We start from the raw sequence: 23,146 nt of genomic DNA, 5'->3' as shown, positions 1-23,146 counted from the left end.
AAAACCCGTATTTGTCTTTATTCTCCATTTTATGAAACAGACAAACTTTTTTTAGAAAAATAAGTAGCACCGCATTGACCAAAAATTTTAGCTGGCCTAATTACGGGCCTACTTTAACGATATGATCATTAAATAAAAAAACGCCGCTATAAGCGGCGTTTGTTTCTCATTGACCAGTGCAACGTTATTATTCGCCGATCTTGGTCCAGGTATCACGCAGACCTACGGTACGGTTAAATACCGGTTTTTCTGCCGTGCTGTAACGGCTGTCCAGGCAGAAGTAACCTTCACGTTCGAACTGGAACGCTTTGCCCGCTTCAGCGGCTTTCAGCGATGGCTCCGCATAACCTTGCTTGATCACCAGAGATTCCGGGTTGATGGTCGCCAGGAAGTCTTCAGCCGCACCCGGGTTAGGTACGCTAAACAGACGATCGTACAGACGAATTTCTACCGGCAGCGCGTGGGAAGCGCTCACCCAGTGGATCACGCCTTTTACCTTGCGGCCGTCTGCCGGATCTTTGCTCAGCGTCTCAGCATCGTACGAACAGAAGATGGTGGTAATGTTACCTTCAGCATCTTTCTCTACGCGCTCGGCTTTGATGACGTAGGCGTTACGCAGACGAACTTCTTTACCCAACACCAGACGCTTGTACTGCTTATTGGCTTCTTCACGGAAGTCAGCACGGTCGATCCAGATCTCACCGCTGAACGGCACGTCGCGGCTTCCCATTTCCGGTTTATTCGGATGGTTAGGCATAGAGACCAGCTCGCTTCCACCCTGCGGGTAGTTTTCAATCACCAGTTTCACCGGATCGATAACGGCCATCGCGCGCGGGGCGTTTTCGTTAAGATCTTCACGAATGCAGGATTCCAGAGACGCCATTTCGATGGTGTTGTCCTGCTTGGTCACGCCGATACGTTTGCAGAACTCACGAATAGAAGCGGCGGTGTAACCACGACGACGCAGGCCGGAAATGGTCGGCATGCGCGGGTCGTCCCAGCCTTCAACGTGCTTGTCGGTCACCAGCAGGTTCAGCTTACGCTTGGACATCACGGTGTATTCCAGATTCAGACGAGAGAACTCGTACTGACGCGGATGCACAGGAATGGTGATGTTATCCAGCACCCAGTCGTACAGACGACGGTTATCCTGGAACTCCAGCGTACACAGCGAGTGGGTGATGCCTTCCAGCGCATCGCTGATGCAGTGGGTGAAGTCGTACATCGGGTAGATGCACCACTTGTTGCCGGTCTGGTGGTGTTCTGCGAACTTAATGCGGTACAGCACCGGATCGCGCATCACGATAAACGGCGACGCCATATCGATTTTGGCACGCAGGCACGCTTTACCTTCTTCGAAGCCACCGGCACGCATTTTTTCAAACAGCGCCAGGTTCTCTTCCACGCTGCGATCGCGGAACGGGCTGTTTTTGCCTGGTGCGGTCAGCGTACCGCGATACTCGCGGATTTCGTCCGCAGACAGCTCGTCAACGTATGCCAGACCTTTGTTGATCAGCTCCACCGCGTAGGCATACAGCTGATCAAAATAGTCAGAGGAGTAGCAGATATCGCCAGACCAGTTGAAGCCCAGCCATTGCACGTCGTTTTTAATGGACTCAACGTATTCGATGTCTTCTTTTACTGGGTTGGTGTCATCGAAACGCAGGTTGCACTGCCCCTGGTAGTCTTGCGCAATGCCAAAGTTCAGGCAGATCGATTTCGCGTGACCAATGTGCAGGTAGCCGTTCGGCTCCGGCGGGAAACGCGTATGTACCGTGGTGTGCTTACCACTGGCCAGATCTTCATCGATGATCTGACGAATAAAGTTACTCGGGCGGGCTTCTGCCTCACTCATCGTGGATTCCTCAAAGCGTAAACAACGTATAACGGCGTATGATCTTATAAGCCGGACGTAGTGACAACCCTTAGTTACGGAAAATACGTATCAGATGAAAATAATGGGGGCGTTTGCTGCAAAAAAAAGCGGCGGAGGATATCCCCCGCCGCTTAAGGCATGACTCTACTCAGGAGCGATTACTTGCCTTTAATCTCATACAGCGGTGTCTGACCCGCAACCACCTGACCTTTCGCCTGGAGTACCAGACCGCTAAAGTCGTCGATGTTGCTGCACACGACCGGACTAATCATCGAGCGCGCGTTGGCGTTCAGGAAGTCCAGATCCATTTCCAGAATCGGCTGACCTGCCACCACTTCGGCCCCCTCTTCCACCAGGCGAGTAAAGCCCTGACCGTTCAGCGCAACGGTATCGATCCCCATATGGACAACGATCTCCGCGCCTTTTTCGGTTTCGAGGCAGAACGCGTGGTTGGTGTTGAAGATTTTCACGATGGTGCCTGCCGCCGGAGACACAACGGTTTTGCCCGTTGGTTTCACCGCCACGCCGTCACCGACCGCTTTGCTGGCGAACGCTTCGTCAGGCACCTGCTCAAGGTCAACCACGTCACCCGTTACCGGAGAGACCAGCGCGGCCACCGTCACGGCGTTCGGCACGGCCTGCGGCTTAGCAACTGGCGCAACCGTCGACGCAGGTGCGCTATCGGCTGATGCCGCCGCGACCGGGCCACGGGCAACCACTTTCTTCATTTCGTCGCCAATGGATTCCGCTTTGGCGCCTACGATAACCTGGATAGTTTGTTTGTTCAGTTTAACCACGCCCGATGCACCAAGGCGTTTACACATTGCGTCGCTTACGCGCGCCGAGTCACCCACCGTCAGACGCAGACGGGTGATACAGGCGTCAATCGCTTTCAGGTTGTCAGTCCCACCGACGGCAGCGATATAGCTGGTCGCCAACTGAGTCAGACCCTCTTCGGTATTGCTGTTGGCTTCGTTGGTGACCACTTCGTCTTTGGTATCTTCGCGGCCTGGTGTTTTGAGGTTAAACATACGAATAACCGCAGTGAACAGCACGAAGTAGATGACGAAGAAGACCAGACCCATTACCACCAGCATCCAGACGTTCTTGCTTGCCGCCGGCAGGTTGTACATCAACACGTAGTCGATCGCGCCTGCAGAGAAGGAGAAGCCAGCATGGATGCCCAGCAGGGTCGCCACAAACAGGCTGATACCGGTCAGGACCGCATGCATGAGGTACAGCACCGGCGCCAGGAACATGAACAGGAATTCCAGCGGCTCGGTTACACCGGTCAGGAACGCGGTAATCGCAACGGACAGCAGCATGCCGCCAACCATTGGGCGACGCGCTTTTGGCGCAGCCAGGTACATTGCCAGTGCAGCGCCCGGCAGACCAAACATCATGATTGGGAAGAAGCCAGACATGAACATACCCGCGGTGCCGTCACCCGCATAGAAGCGGTTGATGTCGCCGTGGAATACGGTGCCCGCAGCATTGGTGAACTCACCAATCTGGAACCAGGCGATGGTGTTCAGCACCTGATGCAGACCGGTTGGGATCAGCAGACGGTTGATAAAACCAAAGATACCTGAGCCCACTGCACCCGCAGAAACAATCCACTCGCCGCCCGCATGGATAGCATGCTGCACCGGCGGCCAGACGTAGCCAAAGATAGCTGCCAGGATCAGACAGAAAAAGCCCGTCGCAATTGGCACAAAACGTTTACCGCCGAAGAAGCTCAGGAAGTCAGGCAGTTTGATACCCGCCCAGCGGTTGTACACGGCACCACCGACCAGACCGGTAATGATACCCGCCAGTACACCCATGTTGATTTCCGGGTTGATGGTTACCATCGCTTTCGTGAGGATGAAGTAACCTACCGCCCCTGCCAGTGCCGCAGCACCGGCGCTGTCTTTTGACCAGCTTGACGCCACGCCGATGGCGAAGATCAGCGCAAGGTTGTCAAAAATGGCGCCGCCAGCCTGGGCAATAAACGGCACGTTAAGAAGATCGGGTTGCCCGAATCGCAGCAGCAACGCTGCAACCGGTAGCACGGCGATAGGGAGCTGCAAAGCCCTACCGAGGCGCTGGAAAAAACCTAAAATATTCATCCTATTCCCCCTACGAGACCCATTATTAAGACTCGCGCATAAACTATGTTTTTATTGTGTCACGAACGATAGATACAGTTGATGATTCACTGGCAGTCTGAGTGTGTGAAAAATTAATTCGTATCGCAAATTAAACACCTATTTTTTGTGATTATTGTCACCAAATATCGTATTCCCTCCTCCCTTTCACTGGCTAACAGCCAAAACTTATTTTATCATTCAAAAAATCAAGACGGATTGATCCGGCCTGAAAGGTTCCAGGTTACGCTTAAGCATCAGGTTCCGATACCCATCCGCCCACTCTTCTACTTAAACTTTGAGGTGAACAATGAGACTGATTCCCCTGGCAACTGCTGAACAAGTCGGTAAATGGGCCGCTCGCCATATCGTTAACCGTATTAATGCCTTCAAGCCTACTGCCGATCGTCCCTTCGTTCTTGGCCTTCCAACCGGTGGTACCCCACTGACCGCGTACAAAGCGCTGGTTGAAATGCATAAAGCGGGCCAGGTTAGCTTTAAACACGTTGTGACCTTCAACATGGACGAATATGTCGGCCTGCCAAAGGAGCATCCTGAAAGCTACCATAGCTTCATGCACCGCAATTTCTTTGATCACGTTGATATCCCAGCTGAAAATATTAACCTGCTGAATGGAAATGCGCCTGATATTGACGCAGAATGCCGTCAGTACGAAGAAAAAATCCGTTCTTACGGTAAAATCCACCTGTTCATGGGTGGCGTGGGCAACGATGGTCATATTGCGTTCAACGAACCAGCCTCTTCTCTGGCTTCCCGTACCCGTATTAAAACGCTGACCCATGACACCCGCGTGGCAAACTCCCGCTTCTTTGACGGTGACGTGAACCAGGTTCCAAAATACGCCCTGACCGTTGGCGTAGGCACCCTGCTGGATGCCGAAGAGGTGATGATTCTGGTACTGGGCGGCGTGAAAGCGCAGGCGCTCCAGGCAGCCGTTGAAGGCAACGTTAATCACATGTGGACCATCAGCTGCCTGCAGCTGCATCCAAAATCAGTCATCGTCTGCGACGAACCGTCCACGATGGAGCTGAAGGTGAAAACGCTTAAATACTTCAACGAGTTAGAAGCTGAGAACATCAAAGGTCTGTAATTGAATAACCGCCTCTTCTGTCAGAGGCGGTCGCTTTTTTTAACCGGGGGTCGATATGTACGCTTTAACCCACGGTCGGATTTATACCGGCCATGAAATTCTGGATGACCATGCGATTGTTATCGCCAATGGCCTGATTGAACGTGTTTGCCCGCTGGCGGAACTGCCGCCGGAGATAGAACAGCGCTCACTCAATGGAGCAGTAATCTCCCCCGGTTTCATCGACGTACAGCTTAACGGCTGCGGCGGTGTGCAGTTCAATGACACCGCCGAGGCGGTGACGGTTGAAACGCTGGAAATCATGCAGAAAGCTAACGAGAAATCAGGCTGCACCAGCTATCTGCCGACGCTCATCACCAGCAGTGATGACCTGATGAAACAGGGTATCCGCGTGATGCGCGAATACCTCGCCAAACACCCGAACCAGGCGCTGGGTCTGCATCTGGAAGGGCCATGGCTGAACATAGTGAAAAAAGGCACGCATAACCCGGATTACGTGCGCAAGCCGGATGCTGAACTGGTCGACTACATGTGTGCCAATGCTGATGTGATCGCTAAAGTGACGCTGGCGCCTGAAATGACCGGTACTGAGGTCATCAGCAAACTGGCTGCCGCCGGGATTGTGGTTTCAGCAGGCCACTCAAACGCCACACTGAAAGAAGCCAAAGCGGGCTTCCGTGCCGGCATTACCTTTGCGACCCACCTTTACAACGCCATGCCGTATATTACCGGCCGTGAACCGGGTCTGGTCGGGGCGATTCTCGACGAACCAGACGTCTACTGCGGCATTATCGCTGATGGCATGCACGTTGATTACACCAACATTCGCAACGCCAAACGGCTGAAAGGTGACAAGCTCTGCCTGGTCACCGATGCCACCGCGCCAGCAGGTGCAAATATTGAGCAGTTCATTTTTGCTGGTAAAACAATATACTACCGCAATGGACTGTGTGTGGATGAAAACGGTACGCTGAGTGGCTCCTCTTTGACCATGATTGAAGGGGTGCGTAATCTGGTGGAGCATTGTGGGATTGCGCTTGATGAAGTCCTGCGTATGGCCACCCTTTATCCGGCTCGCGCCATCGGCGTGGATAAACAGCTCGGCGGAATTGCACCAGGTATGGTTGCAAACCTGACGGCATTCACACACGATTATAAAATTATTAAGACCATCGTTAATGGTAACGAGGTCGTCACTGAGTAAGTAAAAGTATGACACCAGGCGGACAAGCTCAAATCGGTAATGTCGATCTCGTTAAACAACTTAACAGTGCGGCGGTTTATCGCCTGATTGACCAACATGGTCCAATCTCGCGGATCCAGATAGCCGAACAAAGCCAGCTTGCTCCCGCCAGCGTGACAAAAATTACCCGCCAGCTCATTGAGCGCGGTTTGATCAAAGAAGTCGATCAGCAGGCCTCCACCGGGGGCCGCCGCGCCATCTCCATCATTACCGAAACCCGTAACTTTCAGGCCATTGGCGTCCGGCTTGGTCGTCATGACACCACGCTCACGCTGTACGATCTGAGCAGCAAAGCCATTGCGGAAGAGCACTACCCGCTGCCCGAGCGCACTCAGGAGACGCTGGAACACGCGCTGCTGAATACTATCGCGCACTTTATTGAAAGCTGTCAGCGCAAGATTCGCGAACTGATCGCCATCTCCGTCATTCTGCCTGGTCTGGTCGACCCGGAAAGCGGTGTGATCCGATACATGCCGCATATTCAGGTTGAGAACTGGGCGCTGGTCGACGCGCTGGAAAAACGCTTTAAGGTGACCTGCTTTGTCGGCCATGATATTCGATCTTTAGCGCTGGCTGAGCACTACTTTGGTGCGAGTCAGGACTGTGAAGACTCTATTCTGGTGCGCGTACACCGCGGTACGGGCGCAGGCATTATCTCCAATGGCCGTATTTTTATTGGTCGTAACGGTAACGTTGGCGAGATCGGCCACATCCAGGTTGAACCGCTCGGCGAACGCTGCCACTGCGGCAACTTCGGCTGCCTTGAAACCATCGCCGCCAACACGGCCATCGAGCAGCGCGTTCGCCACCTGCTTGAGCAGGGTTATCAAAGCCGCGTCACGCTGGACGAATGCAAGATAGGCACCATCTGCAAAGCCGCCAATAAAGGCGACGCGCTGGCCTGTGAGGTGATCGAGCAGGTAGGTCGCCATCTGGGGAAAACCATCGCCATCGCCATTAACCTGTTTAACCCGCAGAAAGTGGTGATCGCCGGAGAGATTGTTGAAGCGGAAAAGGTGCTGCTGCCCGCCATCGAAGGCTGTATCAACACCCAGGCGCTGAAAGCATTCCGACAGAACCTCCCGGTGGTTCGTTCGAAGCTTGACCATCGCTCGGCGATTGGCGCGTTTGCGCTGGTCAAGCGCGCCATGCTCAACGGGATCCTGCTCCAGCATTTGCTGGAATCCTGATCGGACCTTATAGTAACGCCTTCTTTTTTTGATGTCGGAATGTCCATGACCATTAAGAATGTAATTTGTGATATCGACGGCGTGCTGATGCACGACAACGTTGCCGTGCCGGGTGCTGCGGAGTTTCTTCACCGCATCATCGACAAAGGAATGCCACTGGTTCTACTCACGAACTACCCTTCCCAAACCGGTCAGGATCTGGCGAACCGCTTTGCCACCGCAGGCGTCGACGTCCCGGACAGCGTGTTTTATACCTCCGCAATGGCAACGGCGGATTTCCTGAAGCGTCAGGAAGGAAAAAAAGCCTACGTGGTCGGTGAAGGCGCTCTGATCCACGAGCTGTATAAAGCAGGCTTTACCATTACCGATGTGAACCCGGACTTTGTGATCGTGGGTGAAACGCGCTCCTTTAACTGGGAGATGATGCATAAAGCAGCCTACTTTGTCGCCAACGGTGCACGCTTTATCGCCACCAACCCGGATACGCACGGCCGTGGTTTCTATCCGGCCTGCGGCGCGTTGTGCGCCGGTATTGAAAAAATCTCGGGCCGTAAGCCTTTTGTTGTCGGCAAACCGAGCCCGTGGATCATCCGCGCCGCGCTGAATACGATGCAGGCACACTCAGAAGAAACCGTCATTGTTGGCGACAACCTGCGCACCGATATTCTGGCTGGCTTCCAGGCAGGGCTTGAAACCATCCTGGTACTTTCTGGCGTCTCGCAGCTTGATGACATCGATACGATGCCCTTCCGACCAAGCTGGATTTACCCCTCTGTCGACGAAATCGACGTTATTTGATTCTGAACCACGTCCCAGGGCGTGGTTTTTCATTTTCAGCTTATATAAACAAAACACCATCTAACAAAAAACCATTTTCATTGCATAATCATCAATAAAAGGATGCGTGACGTACTCTTTTTTCACTATTCCGCAATCACTATTGCACTATTTCCGTTTTGGCCCGTAAAACCCTTGCGCCCCTCCCCCCTTTTGCGGCATTTTCATAAGCAAGCAACATCACAATGCAACAGGGTTAACGGAGAAGGTTATGTGTTCAATTTTTGGCGTACTGGATATTAAAACTGACGCGGGCGAACTGCGTAAAAAAGCACTCGAATTGTCCCGCCTGATGCGCCATCGCGGCCCGGACTGGTCAGGCGTTTACGCCAGCGACAAAGCGATTCTGGCTCACGAACGCCTGTCGATTGTTGACGTCAACGCCGGTGCACAGCCGCTGTATAACGAGAAAAAAACGCACGCGCTGGCTGTCAACGGTGAAATTTATAACCATCAGGCGCTGCGCGCCGAGTACGGCGACCGCTACGCCTTCCAGACCGGCTCTGACTGTGAAGTGATCCTGGCGCTGTATCAGGAGAAAGGCCCGGAGTTCCTCGACGAGCTGCAAGGCATGTTTGCCTTCGCGCTGTACGACAGCGAAAAAGACGCTTACCTGATTGGCCGTGACCATATTGGTATTATCCCGCTGTACATGGGGCACGATGAACACGGCAACTTCTATGTCGCGTCCGAAATGAAAGCCCTGGTGCCGGTCTGCCGCACCATCAAAGAGTTCCCGGCGGGCAGCTATCTGTGGAGTAAAGACGGTGAAATCCGTTCGTACTACCAGCGCGACTGGTTTGACTATGACGCGGTGAAAGACAACGTGACGGATAAAGCCGAGCTGCGTCAGGCGCTGGAAGATTCCGTGAAAAGCCACCTGATGTCAGACGTGCCTTACGGCGTACTGCTCTCCGGCGGTCTGGACTCCTCCGTGATCTCCGCGATCACCAAGAAATTCGCGGCTCGTCGCGTGGAAGATCAGGAGCGCTCCGAGGCCTGGTGGCCGCAGCTGCACTCCTTTGCCGTGGGCCTGGAAGGGGCACCGGATCTGAAAGCCGCGCAGGAAGTGGCAAACCACCTCGGCACCGTGCACCATGAAATTCACTTCACCGTGCAGGAAGGTCTGGATGCGATCCGCGATGTGATCTATCACATTGAAACCTATGACGTGACCACCATTCGCGCCTCCACGCCGATGTACCTGATGTCGCGTAAGATCAAGGCGATGGGCATCAAGATGGTGCTCTCCGGTGAAGGTTCTGACGAAGTGTTTGGCGGCTACCTGTACTTCCATAAAGCGCCAAACGCCAAAGAGCTGCATGAAGAGACCGTGCGTAAGCTGCAGGCGCTGCATATGTTCGACTGTGCGCGTGCCAACAAAGCGATGTCAGCCTGGGGCGTGGAAGCGCGCGTGCCGTTCCTGGATAAGAAATTCCTCGACGTGGCGATGCGCATCAACCCGCAGGATAAAATGTGCGGCAACGGCAAAATGGAAAAACATATCCTGCGTGAATGTTTTGAATCTTACCTGCCGGCGAGCGTGGCATGGCGTCAGAAAGAGCAGTTCTCTGATGGCGTTGGCTACAGCTGGATCGACACCCTGAAAGAGGTGGCGGCGAAGCAGATTTCTGACCAACAGCTGGAAACCGCAAGCTTCCGCTTCCCGTACAACACGCCGGGCTCGAAAGAAGCGTACCTCTACCGTGAGATCTTTGAAGAGCTGTTCCCGGTGCCAAGCGCTGCCGAGTGTGTTCCTGGCGGTCCGTCAGTAGCCTGTTCATCCGCAAAAGCCATTGAATGGGATGAATCTTTCAAGGCGATGAACGATCCATCGGGGCGTGCGGTAGGCGTTCACCAGTCCGCCTACAAATAATCACAACGATTTCAAACAGGCCCCTCAGGGGCCTGTTTTTTTTGCCTCACATTTCACCACCAAAAACCGATTAATAACCAATAATTGCCGAATATTCGGTCACGCTGTTCGCAACCTAACCAAACAGTCACATTCCGGCTATTTTCGTTGAAAAAGGTGTTGACGCTGCAAGGGTCTATACGCATAATGCGCCCCGCAACGCCGATAAGGTAACGCGAAAAAAAGATGGCTACGTAGCTCAGTTGGTTAGAGCACATCACTCATAATGATGGGGTCACAGGTTCGAATCCCGTCGTAGCCACCATCTTTTTGCGGGAGTGGCGAAATTGGTAGACGCACCAGATTTAGGTTCTGGCGCCGCAAGGTGTGCGAGTTCAAGTCTCGCCTCCCGCACCATTCCCGGGTAAGCGTTGCACGGATGGGGTATCGCCAAGCGGTAAGGCACCGGTTTTTGATACCGGCATTCCCTGGTTCGAATCCAGGTACCCCAGCCATATTTCTTCGATTTTGCGGTTCTCCGCGGTATTGGGGTATCGCCAAGCGGTAAGGCACCGGTTTTTGATACCGGCATTCCCTGGTTCGAATCCAGGTACCCCAGCCATCGAAGACTGCAGTACTGGCTACGTAGCTCAGTTGGTTAGAGCACATCACTCATAATGATGGGGTCACAGGTTCGAATCCCGTCGTAGCCACCAAATTAAGATTATCGATTTGTTTCGGTAATAAAAAATTGTTGGGGTATCGCCAAGCGGTAAGGCACCGGATTCTGATTCCGGCATTCCGAGGTTCGAATCCTCGTACCCCAGCCAATTTAAAAGTCGTTAAGCAGTCTGTTTAACGCAATTGGGGTGTCGCCAAGCGGTAAGGCTCTGGTTTCTGATACCAGCATTCCGGGGTTCGAATCCCTGCACCCCAGCCACTTAAAACAAACAAGCCCGCTCTGCGGGCTTTTTTGTTTTTGTTGCTCAGAATAGTGCGGCCTGATGCCCTCACCCTACCCCTCTCCCTGTACAGTCCGGGGACATGGTAGACAGGTGTTCGGGGACATGGTGAACACTTTTTAACATCCTTTACCCATGGTGATCGACTTTTTCTTCAGGTCGATCACCCCCACTTTCGTGCTGTACCACCACACTTCATAGCAGCCGTCATCCTGCGTCTCCCTCAGCCCGACCCGTTCTCCCCTGAACGCCTTGCCTGCGCTCAGACTGACACCCTGTATGCTCAGCTTTCCGCTGACATCCACTTTCCTGACCTTCACCCCTTCATCGTATTCAGGTGGCGTTACGCTGCCGCTGTACTTCCGGGCAGACGGCTGATAACGCGAGGCCGGTACCGCCATATCCAGCGCCTCGTGCGGGCGTTCAAGGTTGTACACCGTGCGCCAGTGATCGAAAGCGCGCTGCAGCTCTCCGCTGTCCGCGAACCATTTTCCCTGCAGCACTTCCGCCTTCAGGCTGCGGTGAAAACGCTCCAGCTTGCCCTGCGTCTGCGGATGATAAGGCCGGGAGTGCCCCACCCGGATACCGTGGCGCATCAGCCACAGCTCCAGCGCCGTCCAGGTGCCGGTGGTGTCGCCCCACGGTGAGCCGTTGTCCATCGTCATCCTGTCCGGCAGGCCGTAGCGTTCAAACGCGCTGACCAGCTGCTGCTGCACGGTCTCGCGCCGTTCATCGGTACAGTGCGCCAGGCACAGGGAAAAACGGGAGTGGTCGTCCAGCAGGGTGAGCGGATGGCAGCGGCCACCGCCAAAGGGAAAGTGGCCCTTAAAATCCATCTGCCAGAGCCGGTTCGGCGCGTCATGTTCGAAGCGTCCCGTAGCCGGAACGCCCGGTGATGCGCCCGGCAGCAGACCGTGACGGGCCATCAGATTATGGACGGTGCTGAAGGCGGGCATACGGTGCCCCTGGTCTTCAAGCCAGCGCTTAATCTTGCGGGCGCCCCAGCGTTGATGACGGTCATGCGCCATGCGCAGCAGGGCCGTGATGTCGTCAGATGAGCGGTTCGGGGAATGATGAGGTGCGCGGGAGCGGTCCTGAAGACCGGAGGCACCTTCCTCAGCCCAGCGCTGAAGCCACTTGTAGCCGGTGGCAGGAGAAATGCCGAACTGACGGCAGAGGAAACGGATGTTCGCCCCGTCCTGCGAGGCGAACAGTACAAACTCGGTACGTAATGACATGGTATCTCTCGCATCCCAGGGCATAAGTGACTCCATAAACGGGTTCTTATGCCTCAGTTGTAAGTGTCTACCATGTCCCCGAACAAGTGTTCACTATGTCCCCGGACCGTACACTCCCACGGGGAGAGGGAATTAAGATTAGAGTCCGAGGGCGTATTTCAAGGCCTGACGCTTCAGCCCACCGGCACGCTCTGCCGCCATTAAGCCAATATTACGCAGAATGCGCACCGGGGCCAGGTCATTGCTGAAACCGGCATAGAACAGATCCATCCCTGACTGCATGATGAAGTTATCCGCCATACGGCGCGTCTGGTAGCGCTTCAGTACCTGATGGCTGGCCCAGGCTTCCGCGTGAGCGCGTGCGTTGCCCAGCACGTCCAGTAACGCATCGACGTCACGGTATCCAAGATTAACTCCCTGCCCCGCCAGCGGGTGGATAGTGTGTGCCGCATCGCCCACCAGCGCCAGCCCTTCTCGGGCATACTGTAAAGCATGACGGCGCGTGAGCGGGAATGCACCTGCGGTGACTGGCGTCACGTTGCCAAGGCGGCTCGGGAAGTGAAGCAGGATCTCGCGCTGCAACTGCTCCATCGACAGCCCCTGCAGCTGGCGAATGCGCGCCGGTTTGTCGTACCACACCAGCGAAGCCCAGTTATCAAACAGCGGCAAGAATGCATGCGGGCCGTTCGGCGTAAAGTGCTGCCAGGTGCTTTCGCCCGGCGCATTCTCACACTGAACGGTGATTAACATGCAGGATTGCTGATATTGCCAGGCATGAACCCCAATACCCGCCATCTCCCTGACCTGCGAGTTAGCGCCATCGGCCCCGACGACCAGCTTCACGGCCAGTTCATCGCCGCTGTCGAGCGTCAGCAAATAGCCGCTTTCATGAGGATGCAGTGCCTTAAGTGACGCAGGCATACGCAGCGTCACCTTCGGATGTGCCTCCAGCGCCTGCCAGAGCGCCAGCTGGAGCACGTTGTTTTCCACCATATAGCCCAGGCGCGGCAGCTTCAGCTCGGCGGCGTCAAACGACACGTGGGCATTTTCCCACTCCCAGGTTTCAAGGCGGCTGTAAGGGTGTGCGCGCATCGCCTGCACCGCCTCCCAGACGCCCAGGCCGCGCAGCAGATCGACGGACGCTGCGCTGATGGCGGAAATGCGCACGTCCGGTTTGCTGGCGGGATCGAATGCCGGGGGAGCCGCCTGTTCAATAACGGTTACATCAAATCCCTGCTGCGCCAGCCCCAGCGCCAGCGCGCCGCCGACCATACCGCCGCCGACAACGGCAACTTCGGTGTGTTGGAGTGTCATGGTCAATTTTCCTTATTGGAGAATCCCTTGAGTTTACCGGATTTTTGCGGTCCTGAGACACACAACCTTCATACTGGTCACAACCCCACCAAAGCATTACAATACGCGGCTTGCAATCCTGAGCTGAGCAAGTCGATGACTAAAAAACTCCATATAAAAACCTGGGGCTGTCAGATGAACGAATACGATTCATCCAAGATGGCCGATCTGCTGGATACCACCCACGGATACCAGCTGACTGAAAATGCGAAAGAAGCCGATGTGCTGCTGCTGAACACCTGTTCAATTCGTGAAAAAGCACAGGAAAAAGTCTTTCATGTGTTAGGCCGCTGGAAGCTTCTCAAACGGAAAAATCCGGACCTGATCATTGGCGTCGGTGGCTGCGTCGCGTCGCAGGAAGGTAAGCTGATCCGTCAGAGAGCCCCGTATGTGGATATCGTCTTTGGTCCTCAGACCCTGCACCGCCTGCCGGAGATGATCAATCAGGTTCGCGGTAACCGTAGCCCGGTCGTTGACGTCAGCTTCCCGGAAATCGAGAAATTTGACCGTCTGCCAGAGCCGCGCGCCGATGGCCCGACCGCCTTCGTCTCGATCATGGAAGGCTGCAACAAATACTGTACCTACTGCGTGGTGCCTTACACCCGCGGTGAAGAGGTCAGCCGCCCCGCGGACGACATTCTGTTTGAAATTGCCCAGCTTGCCGCGCAGGGCGTTCGCGAAGTGAACCTGCTGGGCCAGAACGTTAACGCCTGGCGCGGCGAGAACTACGACGGCACCACTGGCAGCTTTGCCGAACTGCTGCGCCTGGTGGCCGCGATTGACGGCATCGACCGTATTCGCTTTACCACCAGCCATCCGATGGAGTTTACCGACGACATCATTGACGTCTATCGCGATACGCCAGAGCTGGTGAGCTTCCTGCACCTGCCGATTCAGTGCGGCTCTGACCGCGTGCTGAACCTGATGGGCCGTCCGCATACGGTGCTGGAGTACAAATCCACCATCCGCAAGCTGCGCGAAGCGCGCCCGGATATCCAGATTAGCTCTGACTTTATCGTCGGCTTCCCAGGCGAAACCGCTGATGACTTCGAGCGCACCATGAAACTCATCGGTGAAGTGAATTTCGACGTCAGCTACAGCTTCATCTTCTCAGCGCGTCCTGGCACGCCTGCGGCCGACATGGTTGATGACGTGCCGGAAGAAGAGAAAAAGCAGCGTCTGTATATTCTTCAGGAACGCATCAACCAGCAGGCCAACGCCTGGAGCCGCCGTATGCTCGGCACCGTCCAGCGCATTCTGGTGGAAGGTACTTCCCGCAAGAGCATCATGGAGCTGTCCGGTCGTACCGAGAACAACCGCGTGGTGAACTTCGAAGGCACCCCGGACATGATCGGTAAGTTTGTGGACGTCGAAATTGTCGAAGTGCTGACCAACTCGCTGCGCGCGAAGGTGGTACGCACCGAGGACGAAATGGGCCTGCGTATTGCCGAGTCACCGGAATCCGTTATTTCTCGTACCCGCAAAGAAAACGATTCTGGCGTTGGGATTTACCAGCCTTGATCCTTCAGGCCTGCCTCTTCGGCAGGCCTTGTATTTCCTCTCATCACCCCCAATATCTACCGCAACGCTTGCGCCTTTATTCTGTGGCGTGAATAATTTCGGTAATGACCGTTCTATTGCGCCGTGTGGCAGCGGGTCAGTTAACCAATTAAAGAGGAACAGTTTGAACATAGATACGCGTGAAATTAGCCTTGAGCCCGCAGACAACGCTCGCCTGCTGAGCCTGTGCGGGCCGTTTGATGACAACATCAAACAACTGGAGCGACGTCTGGGTATCGAAATCAATCGTCGCGATAACCATTTCAAACTCACCGGACGCCCTATCTGCGTCAATGCGGCAGCAGATATTCTGCGCAGCCTGTATGTCGATACCGCACCGATGCGCGGCGAAATTCAGGATATCGAGCCGGAACAGATCCACCTCGCCATTAAAGAGGCGCGCGTGCTTGAGCAGAGCGCGGAAAGCGTGCCGGACTACGGCAAGGCGATCAATATCAAGACCAAGCGTGGCGTCATCAAGCCGCGTACGCCGAACCAGGCGCAGTACATCGCCAACATTCTTGACCATGACATCACCTTCGGCGTGGGTCCCGCGGGTACAGGTAAAACCTATCTGGCGGTTGCCGCTGCGGTGGATGCGCTGGAGCGTCAGGAGATCCGTCGTATCCTGCTGACCCGTCCTGCCGTTGAAGCGGGTGAAAAACTCGGCTTCCTGCCGGGCGATTTGAGTCAGAAAGTGGACCCCTATTTGCGCCCGCTGTACGACGCGCTGTTTGAAATGCTCGGCTTCGAGAAAGTGGAGAAGCTGATCGAACGTAACGTGATCGAAGTGGCCCCGCTCGCCTACATGCGCGGCCGCACGCTCAACGACGCGTTCATCATTCTCGATGAAAGCCAGAACACCACCATCGAACAGATGAAAATGTTCCTGACGCGTATCGGCTTCAACTCGAAAGCGGTGATCACCGGTGACGTCACCCAGATCGACCTGCCGCGCAGCACTAAATCAGGCCTGCGCCACGCCATTGAGGTGCTGTCAGAGGTAGACGAAATTAGCTTTAACTTCTTCCACAGTGAAGACGTCGTTCGCCACCCGGTGGTCGCGCGCATCGTTAACGCCTATGAAGCCTGGGAAGAGGCGGATCAAAAACGCAGGGCCGAACAGGCCGCGGAACGTAAGCGCGAAGCGCAGGAGCAAGAACAGAAATGAGTCAGGTGATCCTCGATTTACAGCTGGCATGTGAAGACAATTCCGGCATGCCAGAAGAGGCACAGTTTCAGAAATGGCTGGATGCGGTAATCCCCCAGTTTCAGGAAGAATCAGAAGTCACGATTCGCCTGGTGGATGAAGCGGAAAGCCATGAGCTTAACCTGACCTACCGCGGGAAAGATAAGCCAACCAACGTGCTCTCTTTCCCGTTCGAAGCGCCGCCGGGTATTGAGATGCCGCTGCTGGGCGATCTGATCATCTGCCGTCAGGTGGTTGAGCAGGAAGCCAAAGAGCAGCAGAAACCGCTGGAAGCCCACTGGGCGCATATGGTGGTACACGGCAGCCTGCACCTGCTGGGCTACGACCACATTGAAGATGACGAAGCGGAAGAGATGGAGTCCCTTGAGACAGAGATAATGCTTGCTCTGGGCTATGAGGATCCGTACATTGCCGAGAAAGAATAGTCAGTTACTGACTACCATGCCGCCGCGCAGGGACATAGCGCGGCGGTTAACATTGAACTAACAAGAGAACCCTTAACAAACGCCATGAGCGACGACAATTCACACAGTAGCGACACGACAACCAGTAAAAAGGGATTTTTCTCCCTCATTCTGAACCAGCTTTTTCACGGCGAGCCGAAAAACCGTGATGAACTGCTGGAGCTGATTCGTGATTCCGGGCAGAACGACCTTATCGACGAAGATACGCGCGAAATGCTCGAAGGGGTCATGGACATTGCCGACCAGCGCGTCCGCGACATCATGATCCCCCGCTCGCAGATGATCACCCTGAAACGTAACCAGACGCTGGACGAGTGCCTCGATGTGATCATCGAATCCGCCCACTCGCGTTTCCCGGTCATCAGCGAAGATAAAGATCACATCGAAGGGATTTTGATGGCCAAAGATCTGCTGCCGTTTATGCGCAGCGATGCCGAAGCCTTCAGCATGGAAAAAGTGTTACGCCAGGCCGTGGTCGTGCCGGAAAGTAAACGTGTGGATCGGATGCTGAAAGAGTTTCGCTCTCAGCGTTACCACATGGCGATTGTTATTGATGAATTCGGCGGTGTCTCAGGTCTTGTCACGATCGAAGATATTCTTGAGCTGATCGTGGGCGAAATCGAAGACGAGTACGACGAAGAAGAAGATATCGACTTCCGTCAGCTTAGCCGCCACACCTGGACCGTGCGCGCGCTGGCCTCGATTGAAGATTTCAACGACGCCTTCGGTACCCACTTCAGCGATGAAGAGGTCGATACCATTGGCGGGCTGGTGATGCAGGCCTTTGGCCATCTTCCGGCGCGCGGTGAGACCGTTGACATCGACGGTTACCAGTTCAAAGTGGCAATGGCCGACAGCCGACGTATTATACAGGTTCACGTCAGAACGCCGGACGATTCACCGGTGCCAAAACTGGAAGATTAATGTAAATGGCATTTGCCCCATTGCTTGAACGCCAGCGCGTCCGTTTGCTGCTGGCGCTGTTACTCGGAGCCAGCGGTACGCTGGCTTTTTCTCCTTACGATATCTGGCCCGCGGCCATTCTCTCCCTGATGGGGCTTCAGGGGTTAACCCTGAATCGTCGTCCGGTACAGGCCGCTGCGATCGGCTACTTCTGGGGGCTGGGGCTATTTGGCTCCGGCATTAACTGGGTCTACGTCAGCATCGCACAGTTTGGCGGGATGCCGGGGCCGGTTAACGTCTCCCTGGTCGTCCTGCTCGCCACCTATCTCTCGCTCTATACCGGTCTGTTCGCCGGAATTCTCTCTCGCCTGTGGCCTAAAACCACCTGGCTGCGTGTCGCCATTGCCGCGCCGGTGGTCTGGCAGATTACCGAGTTCCTCCGCGGCTGGGTGCTGACCGGCTTCCCGTGGCTGCAGTTCGGCTACAGCCAGATTGACGGCCCGCTGAAAGGTCTGGCACCGGTAATGGGCGTTGAAGCCATTAACTTCCTGCTGATGGTGGTAAGCGGCCTGCTGGTACTGGCGCTGGTCACGCGCGGCTGGAAGCCGCTGGCTGTGGCGCTGGTGCTGTTCGCCCTGCCCTTCCCGCTGCGCTATATCCAGTGGTTCACGCCCGAGCCCGAGCGCGCCATGCAGGTTTCCATGGTGCAGGGGAATATCCCGCAGTCCATGAAGTGGGACGAAAAGGAGCTGCTGAACACGCTGAAGATCTACGCCAACGCCACCGAAGAGGTGATGGGCAAATCACAGCTGATTATCTGGCCAGAATCCGCTATTCCCGATCTGGAAATTAACCAGCAGCCGTTCCTCAACATGATGAACGATCTGCTGGTGGCGCGCGGCAGCACCCTGATTACCGGCATTGTTGATGCGCGCCTGAATCAGCAGAACCGCTACGACACCTACAACACCATTATTACGCTCGGCAAAGACAGCGAATACAGCTACCACTCCACCGACCGGTACAACAAGAACCACCTCGTGCCGTTCGGTGAATTTGTGCCGCTGGAGTCTATTTTGCGTCCGCTGGCACCGTTCTTTGACCTGCCGATGTCCTCCTTCAGCCGCGGTCCGTACGTTCAGCCCCAGCTTCACGCGCACGGTCTGGCCCTGACGGCCGCCATCTGCTACGAAATCATCCTCGGCGAGCAGGTGCGCGATAACTTCCGCCCGGACACCGACTATCTGCTGACCATCTCCAACGATGCGTGGTTCGGTAAATCAATCGGCCCGTGGCAGCACTTCCAGATGGCGCGCATGCGTTCTCTGGAGCTGGCGCGTCCGCTGCTGCGTAGCACCAATAACGGCATCACCGCCGTGATTGGCCCGCAGGGCGAAATCCAGGCCATGATCCCGCAGTTCACCCGTGAAGTGCTGACAACCAAAGTCACGCCAACCACGGGCCTGACGCCGTACGCCCGCACCGGCAACTGGCCGCTGTGGATCCTGACCGCGCTGTTCGGCTTTGGCGCCGTGCTGATGAGCCTGCGTCAGCGTCATAAATAATCTTGCCTTCTGATGCCGGGTGGCGGCTGCGCCTTACCCGGCAATTTCCTCCCAATCTTCAATTCTGGCACGCCTGTTGCTTTATTTATTCACGTAAACGCTGTCTGGCTTAACGTGCAACCTTGTCGCACCAGTGTAGATCGTCGCTAGCACCGAAACGGTGCAACGGGAGATTATTGCCTCTGAATGGTGCGGCGCGCTTCGCAAAAATAAACAATAACGCAGCAAAATCTTTACATTAAGCCAGACTAAATGTTAACAAGCTTGCATAACACTGCACTCGCATTGCGCGAGATATAACAACATCACAATGGGTATCTATGCGTCACTGGCGCTGATAAGAAAGGAGTTGGGTATGCAATTACGTAAACTGGCCACAGCAATGCTGGTTATGGGAATGTCCGCAGGCGTGGTTCACGCTGAAGACGCTCCGGCAGCAGGCAGCACTCTCGACAAGATTGCCAAAAACGGCGTCATCGTGGTCGGCCACCGTGAATCTTCCGTCCCGTTCTCTTACTACGACAACACGCAAAAAGTCGTGGGCTATTCACAGGATTACTCCAACGCTATCGTTGAAGCTGTGAAGAAAAAGCTGAACAAACCTGACCTGCAGGTGAAGCTGATCCCAATCACTTCACAGAACCGTATTCCACTGCTGCAAAACGGCACCTTTGACTTCGAGTGTGGTTCCACCACCAACAACCTCGAGCGTCAAAAACAGGCGGCCTTCTCTGACACCATCTTTGTCGTGGGCACCCGTCTGCTGACCAAGAAGGGCGGCGCAATCAAAGATTTTGCGGACCTGAAAGGCAAGGCGGTCGTTGTGACCTCCGGTACCACTTCTGAAGTCCTGCTGCACAAGCTGAACGACGAGAAGAAAATGGATATGCGCATCATCAGCGCGAAAGACCATGGCGACTCCTTCCGTACGCTGGAAAGCGGTCGTGCCGTCGCGTTTATGATGGATGACGCCCTGCTGGCGGGCGAACGTGCGAAGGCGAAGAAACCAGACAACTGGGATATCGTCGGTACCGCGCAGTCCAAAGAAGCCTACGGCTGTATGCTGCGTAAAGACGATCCGCAGTTCAAAAAGCTGATCGATGACACTATCGCCCAGGTGCAGACCTCCGGCGAAGCGGAAAAATGGTTCGACAAGTGGTTTAAGAACCCGATTCCACCAAAAAATCTCAATATGAACTTTGAACTGTCTGACGACATGAAAGCGCTGTTCAAATCTCCAAATGACAAGGCTCTTAACTAATTAGAACAACAGGGGCGGGATCTCCTGCCCTCTCGATTGTCGGGAAGCATGGACAGACATATACGCTGAGTGGTCGTTCCCCACTCAGCGCGAAAAAGAGCTTCTCACCAATCTTCGAGGGTAGCGCTGCTACCCTCTTTTTTCTGGAGTTTATTATGTCAATAGACTGGAACTGGGGCATCTTCCTGCAACAAGCCCCGTTCGGCAACACCACCTATCTTGGCTGGCTGTGGAGCGGCTTTCAGGTTACCGTGGCATTATCGATAACGGCGTGGATCATCGCGTTTCTTGTCGGTTCGCTGTTCGGTATTCTGCGCACCGTCCCTAACCGTTTTCTTTCAACAATTGGCACACTGTATGTGGAACTGTTCCGTAACGTTCCGCTCATCGTGCAGTTCTTTACCTGGTATCTGGTCATCCCGGAACTGCTGCCGGAAAATATTGGCATGTGGTTCAAGTCGGAGCTGGATCCGAACGTGCAGTTCTTTGTCTCCTCCATGATGTGTCTGGGGCTGTTTACCGCTGCGCGCGTTTGCGAGCAGGTGCGTGCCGCCATTCAGTCATTGCCACGCGGACAAAAAAATGCGGGCCTGGCGATGGGCCTGACCCTGCCACAAACCTACCGCTACGTGCTGCTGCCTAACGCCTACCGCGTTATCGTTCCACCGATGACCTCAGAGATGATGAACCTGGTGAAAAACTCGGCCATCGCCTCAACCATCGGCCTGGTGGATATGGCTGCACAGGCGGGCAAGCTGCTGGATTACTCCGCTCACGCGTGGGAATCCTTCACCGCGATCACGCTCGCGTATGTTCTGATTAACGCTTTCATCATGCTGGTGATGAACCTGGTTGAACGCAAAGTACGCCTGCCGGGCAATCTGGGAGGCAAATAATGTACGAATTTGACTGGAGTTCTATTGTTCCATCCATGCCTTACCTGCTCGATGGCCTGGTGATTACCCTCAAGATCACCGCGATCGCTATCGTTGTGGGTATCGTCTGGGGTACCCTACTGGCCGTCATGCGCCTGTCGAGCTTTAAGCCGCTCGCCTGGTTTGCGACTGCCTACGTTAACGTCTTCCGCTCCATCCCGCTGGTGATGGTGCTGCTGTGGTTTTACCTGATTGTTCCAGGCTTCTTACAGAACGTGCTGGGACTGTCGCCGAAAACCGACATCCGCCTGATCTCTGCGATGGTGGCGTTCTCGATGTTTGAGGCCGCTTACTATTCAGAGATTATCCGTGCGGGTATCCAGAGTATCTCCCGTGGGCAGTCCAGCGCCGCGCTGGCGCTGGGAATGACGCACTGGCAGTCCATGCAGCTCATCATTCTGCCTCAGGCGTTTCGCGCCATGGTTCCGCTCCTGCTGACCCAGGGTATCGTGCTGTTCCAGGATACCTCTCTGGTTTACGTTCTGAGTCTGGCGGACTTCTTCCGTACCGCGTCGACCATAGGTGAACGTGATGGTACGCAGGTCGAGATGGTGCTCTTCGCGGGTGCGGTCTATTTTGTGATTAGTTTAAGCGCGTCGCTGTTGGTCAGCTGGCTGAAGAAAAGGACGGTATAATGATTTCCCTGAAAAATGTTTCTAAATGGTATGGGCACTTTCAGGTGCTGACCGACTGCTCCACCGAAGTCAAAAAAGGCGATGTGGTGGTGGTGTGCGGGCCGTCCGGTTCCGGTAAGTCTACGCTGATCAAAACGGTTAATGGTCTGGAGCCTGTGCAGCAGGGCGAAATTGTTGTTAACGGCACGAAAGTGAACGACAAGAAAACCAACCTGGCCCAGCTTCGCTCTCACGTCGGCATGGTGTTCCAGCATTTTGAGCTATTCCCTCATCTGTCCATTATTGAGAACCTGACGCTGGCTCAGGTCAAAGTGCTCAAGCGTGATAAAAAAGCGTCGCGCGAAAAGGGGCTCAAGCTTCTGGAGCGCGTGGGGCTTTCTGCACATGCCGATAAGTTCCCGGCACAGCTTTCCGGCGGCCAGCAGCAGCGTGTGGCGATTGCGCGCGCGCTGTGCATGGATCCGGTGGCGATGCTGTTCGATGAGCCCACGTCAGCGCTCGATCCTGAAATGATCAACGAAGTGCTGGACGTGATGGTCGAGCTGGCGCACGAAGGGATGACCATGATGGTGGTGACGCACGAAATGGGCTTCGCCCGTAAAGTGGCCAACCGCGTGATCTTCATGGACGAAGGGAAAATTGTCGAAGACTCACCGAAAGAAGAGTTCTTCGCCAACCCGAAATCCGAACGCGCCAAAGATTTCCTCGCGAAAATCCTGCACTAATCTTCTCGGTGCGCAATCTGCGGATTGCGCACTGCTTCACGCTTTAGATCTCTTTTTCTATTCGGCGTCACATCGCAGCGTTAACCTTGTCACA

18 protein-coding genes and 7 tRNA genes are annotated in these 23,146 nt (G+C 55.0%); 21 read left to right on the top strand and 4 right to left on the bottom strand.

Annotated elements, in window-relative coordinates:
• Positions 1-187: 187 nt before the first annotated feature.
• Together glnS and nagE are read right to left on the bottom strand one after the other, a co-directional pair.
• A complete protein-coding gene (gene glnS, locus ACMGGH_RS11760) occupies positions 188-1,855 on the bottom strand; it encodes a glutamine--tRNA ligase (RefSeq protein WP_041910779.1) in 1,668 nt (555 codons plus the stop codon).
• A 179-nt stretch (positions 1,856-2,034) separates the two neighbouring features.
• Positions 2,035-3,987: a PTS N-acetyl glucosamine transporter subunit IIABC gene (gene nagE / locus ACMGGH_RS11755; protein ID WP_232947980.1), complete on the bottom strand. Its 1,953-nt coding sequence runs from the start codon at positions 3,985-3,987 to the stop codon at positions 2,035-2,037.
• A 328-nt stretch (positions 3,988-4,315) separates the two neighbouring features.
• Here nagE and nagB point away from each other — a divergent pair, with 328 nt between their 5' ends.
• The 12 genes from nagB (at position 4,316) to ACMGGH_RS11695 (ending at position 11,181) form a co-directional block, all read left to right on the top strand.
• Entirely contained in the window at positions 4,316-5,116 is an 801-nt protein-coding gene (gene nagB / locus ACMGGH_RS11750; protein ID WP_028012356.1) for a glucosamine-6-phosphate deaminase, read from the top strand.
• 55 nt (positions 5,117-5,171) lie between these two features.
• Positions 5,172-6,320: an N-acetylglucosamine-6-phosphate deacetylase gene (nagA, locus tag ACMGGH_RS11745; protein ID WP_028012355.1), complete on the top strand. Its 1,149-nt coding sequence runs from the start codon at positions 5,172-5,174 to the stop codon at positions 6,318-6,320.
• 8 nt (positions 6,321-6,328) lie between these two features.
• A complete protein-coding gene (gene nagC, locus ACMGGH_RS11740) occupies positions 6,329-7,549 on the top strand; it encodes a DNA-binding transcriptional regulator NagC (RefSeq protein ID WP_048961127.1) in 1,221 nt (406 codons plus the stop codon).
• Between the two features lie 45 nt (positions 7,550-7,594).
• Complete coding sequence (nagD, locus tag ACMGGH_RS11735; RefSeq protein WP_028012353.1) at positions 7,595-8,347, top strand: ribonucleotide monophosphatase NagD; 753 nt, start codon at positions 7,595-7,597, stop codon at positions 8,345-8,347.
• Positions 8,348-8,597: 250 nt separating this feature from the next.
• A complete protein-coding gene (gene asnB, locus ACMGGH_RS11730; RefSeq protein ID WP_045261094.1) occupies positions 8,598-10,262 on the top strand; it encodes an asparagine synthase B in 1,665 nt (554 codons plus the stop codon).
• A gap of 227 nt (positions 10,263-10,489) precedes the next feature.
• Positions 10,490-10,566 (top strand) — tRNA-Met (locus ACMGGH_RS11725).
• Positions 10,567-10,573: 7 nt separating this feature from the next.
• Positions 10,574-10,658, top strand: a tRNA-Leu gene (locus tag ACMGGH_RS11720).
• Positions 10,659-10,681: 23 nt separating this feature from the next.
• Positions 10,682-10,756, top strand: a tRNA-Gln gene (locus tag ACMGGH_RS11715).
• Positions 10,757-10,788: 32 nt separating this feature from the next.
• Positions 10,789-10,863 (top strand) — tRNA-Gln (locus tag ACMGGH_RS11710).
• A 17-nt stretch (positions 10,864-10,880) separates the two neighbouring features.
• A tRNA-Met gene (locus ACMGGH_RS11705) sits at positions 10,881-10,957 on the top strand.
• Positions 10,958-10,996: 39 nt separating this feature from the next.
• Positions 10,997-11,071 (top strand) — tRNA-Gln (locus ACMGGH_RS11700).
• A 35-nt stretch (positions 11,072-11,106) separates the two neighbouring features.
• Positions 11,107-11,181 (top strand) — tRNA-Gln (locus tag ACMGGH_RS11695).
• A gap of 141 nt (positions 11,182-11,322) precedes the next feature.
• On the opposite strand, the gene ACMGGH_RS11690 is transcribed toward ACMGGH_RS11695, so the two are convergent.
• Positions 11,323-12,465 (bottom strand): IS481 family transposase, encoded by a 1,143-nt coding sequence (locus tag ACMGGH_RS11690; RefSeq protein WP_420299056.1) that lies wholly within the window; start codon positions 12,463-12,465, stop codon positions 11,323-11,325.
• 114 nt (positions 12,466-12,579) lie between these two features.
• Complete coding sequence (ubiF, locus tag ACMGGH_RS11685) at positions 12,580-13,755, bottom strand: 3-demethoxyubiquinol 3-hydroxylase (protein WP_047363671.1); 1,176 nt, start codon at positions 13,753-13,755, stop codon at positions 12,580-12,582.
• Between the two features lie 135 nt (positions 13,756-13,890).
• Here ubiF and miaB point away from each other — a divergent pair, with 135 nt between their 5' ends.
• The 9 genes from miaB to ACMGGH_RS11640 all read left to right on the top strand — a co-directional run bounded on the left by miaB (position 13,891) and on the right by ACMGGH_RS11640 (position 23,052).
• Positions 13,891-15,315, top strand: coding sequence for a tRNA (N6-isopentenyl adenosine(37)-C2)-methylthiotransferase MiaB (gene miaB, locus ACMGGH_RS11680; protein WP_028012350.1), 1,425 nt, complete (start codon positions 13,891-13,893; stop codon positions 15,313-15,315).
• A 163-nt stretch (positions 15,316-15,478) separates the two neighbouring features.
• Positions 15,479-16,525 (top strand): PhoH family protein, encoded by a 1,047-nt coding sequence (locus ACMGGH_RS11675; RefSeq protein WP_028012349.1) that lies wholly within the window; start codon positions 15,479-15,481, stop codon positions 16,523-16,525.
• Positions 16,522-16,989: an rRNA maturation RNase YbeY gene (gene ybeY, locus ACMGGH_RS11670; RefSeq protein WP_003858677.1), complete on the top strand. Its 468-nt coding sequence runs from the start codon at positions 16,522-16,524 to the stop codon at positions 16,987-16,989. Before ACMGGH_RS11675 ends, ybeY begins: the two co-directional genes overlap by 4 nt.
• An 84-nt stretch (positions 16,990-17,073) precedes the next feature.
• Positions 17,074-17,952: a CNNM family magnesium/cobalt transport protein CorC gene (gene corC / locus ACMGGH_RS11665; RefSeq protein WP_021242574.1), complete on the top strand. Its 879-nt coding sequence runs from the start codon at positions 17,074-17,076 to the stop codon at positions 17,950-17,952.
• Positions 17,953-17,957: 5 nt separating this feature from the next.
• Positions 17,958-19,496 carry an apolipoprotein N-acyltransferase gene (gene lnt / locus ACMGGH_RS11660; RefSeq protein ID WP_232947979.1) on the top strand — a complete coding sequence of 513 codons (1,539 nt, stop codon included), beginning with the start codon at positions 17,958-17,960 and terminating at the stop codon, positions 19,494-19,496.
• A gap of 355 nt (positions 19,497-19,851) precedes the next feature.
• Positions 19,852-20,757: an amino acid ABC transporter substrate-binding protein gene (locus ACMGGH_RS11655; protein ID WP_014831086.1), complete on the top strand. Its 906-nt coding sequence runs from the start codon at positions 19,852-19,854 to the stop codon at positions 20,755-20,757.
• A 155-nt stretch (positions 20,758-20,912) separates the two neighbouring features.
• Positions 20,913-21,653: an amino acid ABC transporter permease gene (locus ACMGGH_RS11650; protein WP_028012347.1), complete on the top strand. Its 741-nt coding sequence runs from the start codon at positions 20,913-20,915 to the stop codon at positions 21,651-21,653.
• Positions 21,653-22,327 (top strand): glutamate/aspartate ABC transporter permease GltK, encoded by a 675-nt coding sequence (gene gltK, locus ACMGGH_RS11645; protein ID WP_028012346.1) that lies wholly within the window; start codon positions 21,653-21,655, stop codon positions 22,325-22,327. The genes ACMGGH_RS11650 and gltK overlap by 1 nt, the downstream gene beginning before the upstream one ends.
• Positions 22,327-23,052, top strand: a complete 726-nt coding sequence (locus ACMGGH_RS11640; protein WP_014883001.1) for an amino acid ABC transporter ATP-binding protein — start codon at positions 22,327-22,329, stop codon at positions 23,050-23,052. The genes gltK and ACMGGH_RS11640 overlap by 1 nt, the downstream gene beginning before the upstream one ends.
• Positions 23,053-23,146 lie beyond the last annotated feature (94 nt).

It is taken from the genome of Enterobacter sp. BNK-16, assembly GCF_048684955.1.
GTDB classification, from domain to species: Bacteria; Pseudomonadota; Gammaproteobacteria; order Enterobacterales; family Enterobacteriaceae; genus Enterobacter; species Enterobacter bugandensis.
This window is presented reverse-complemented; position numbering and strand designations above follow the sequence as displayed.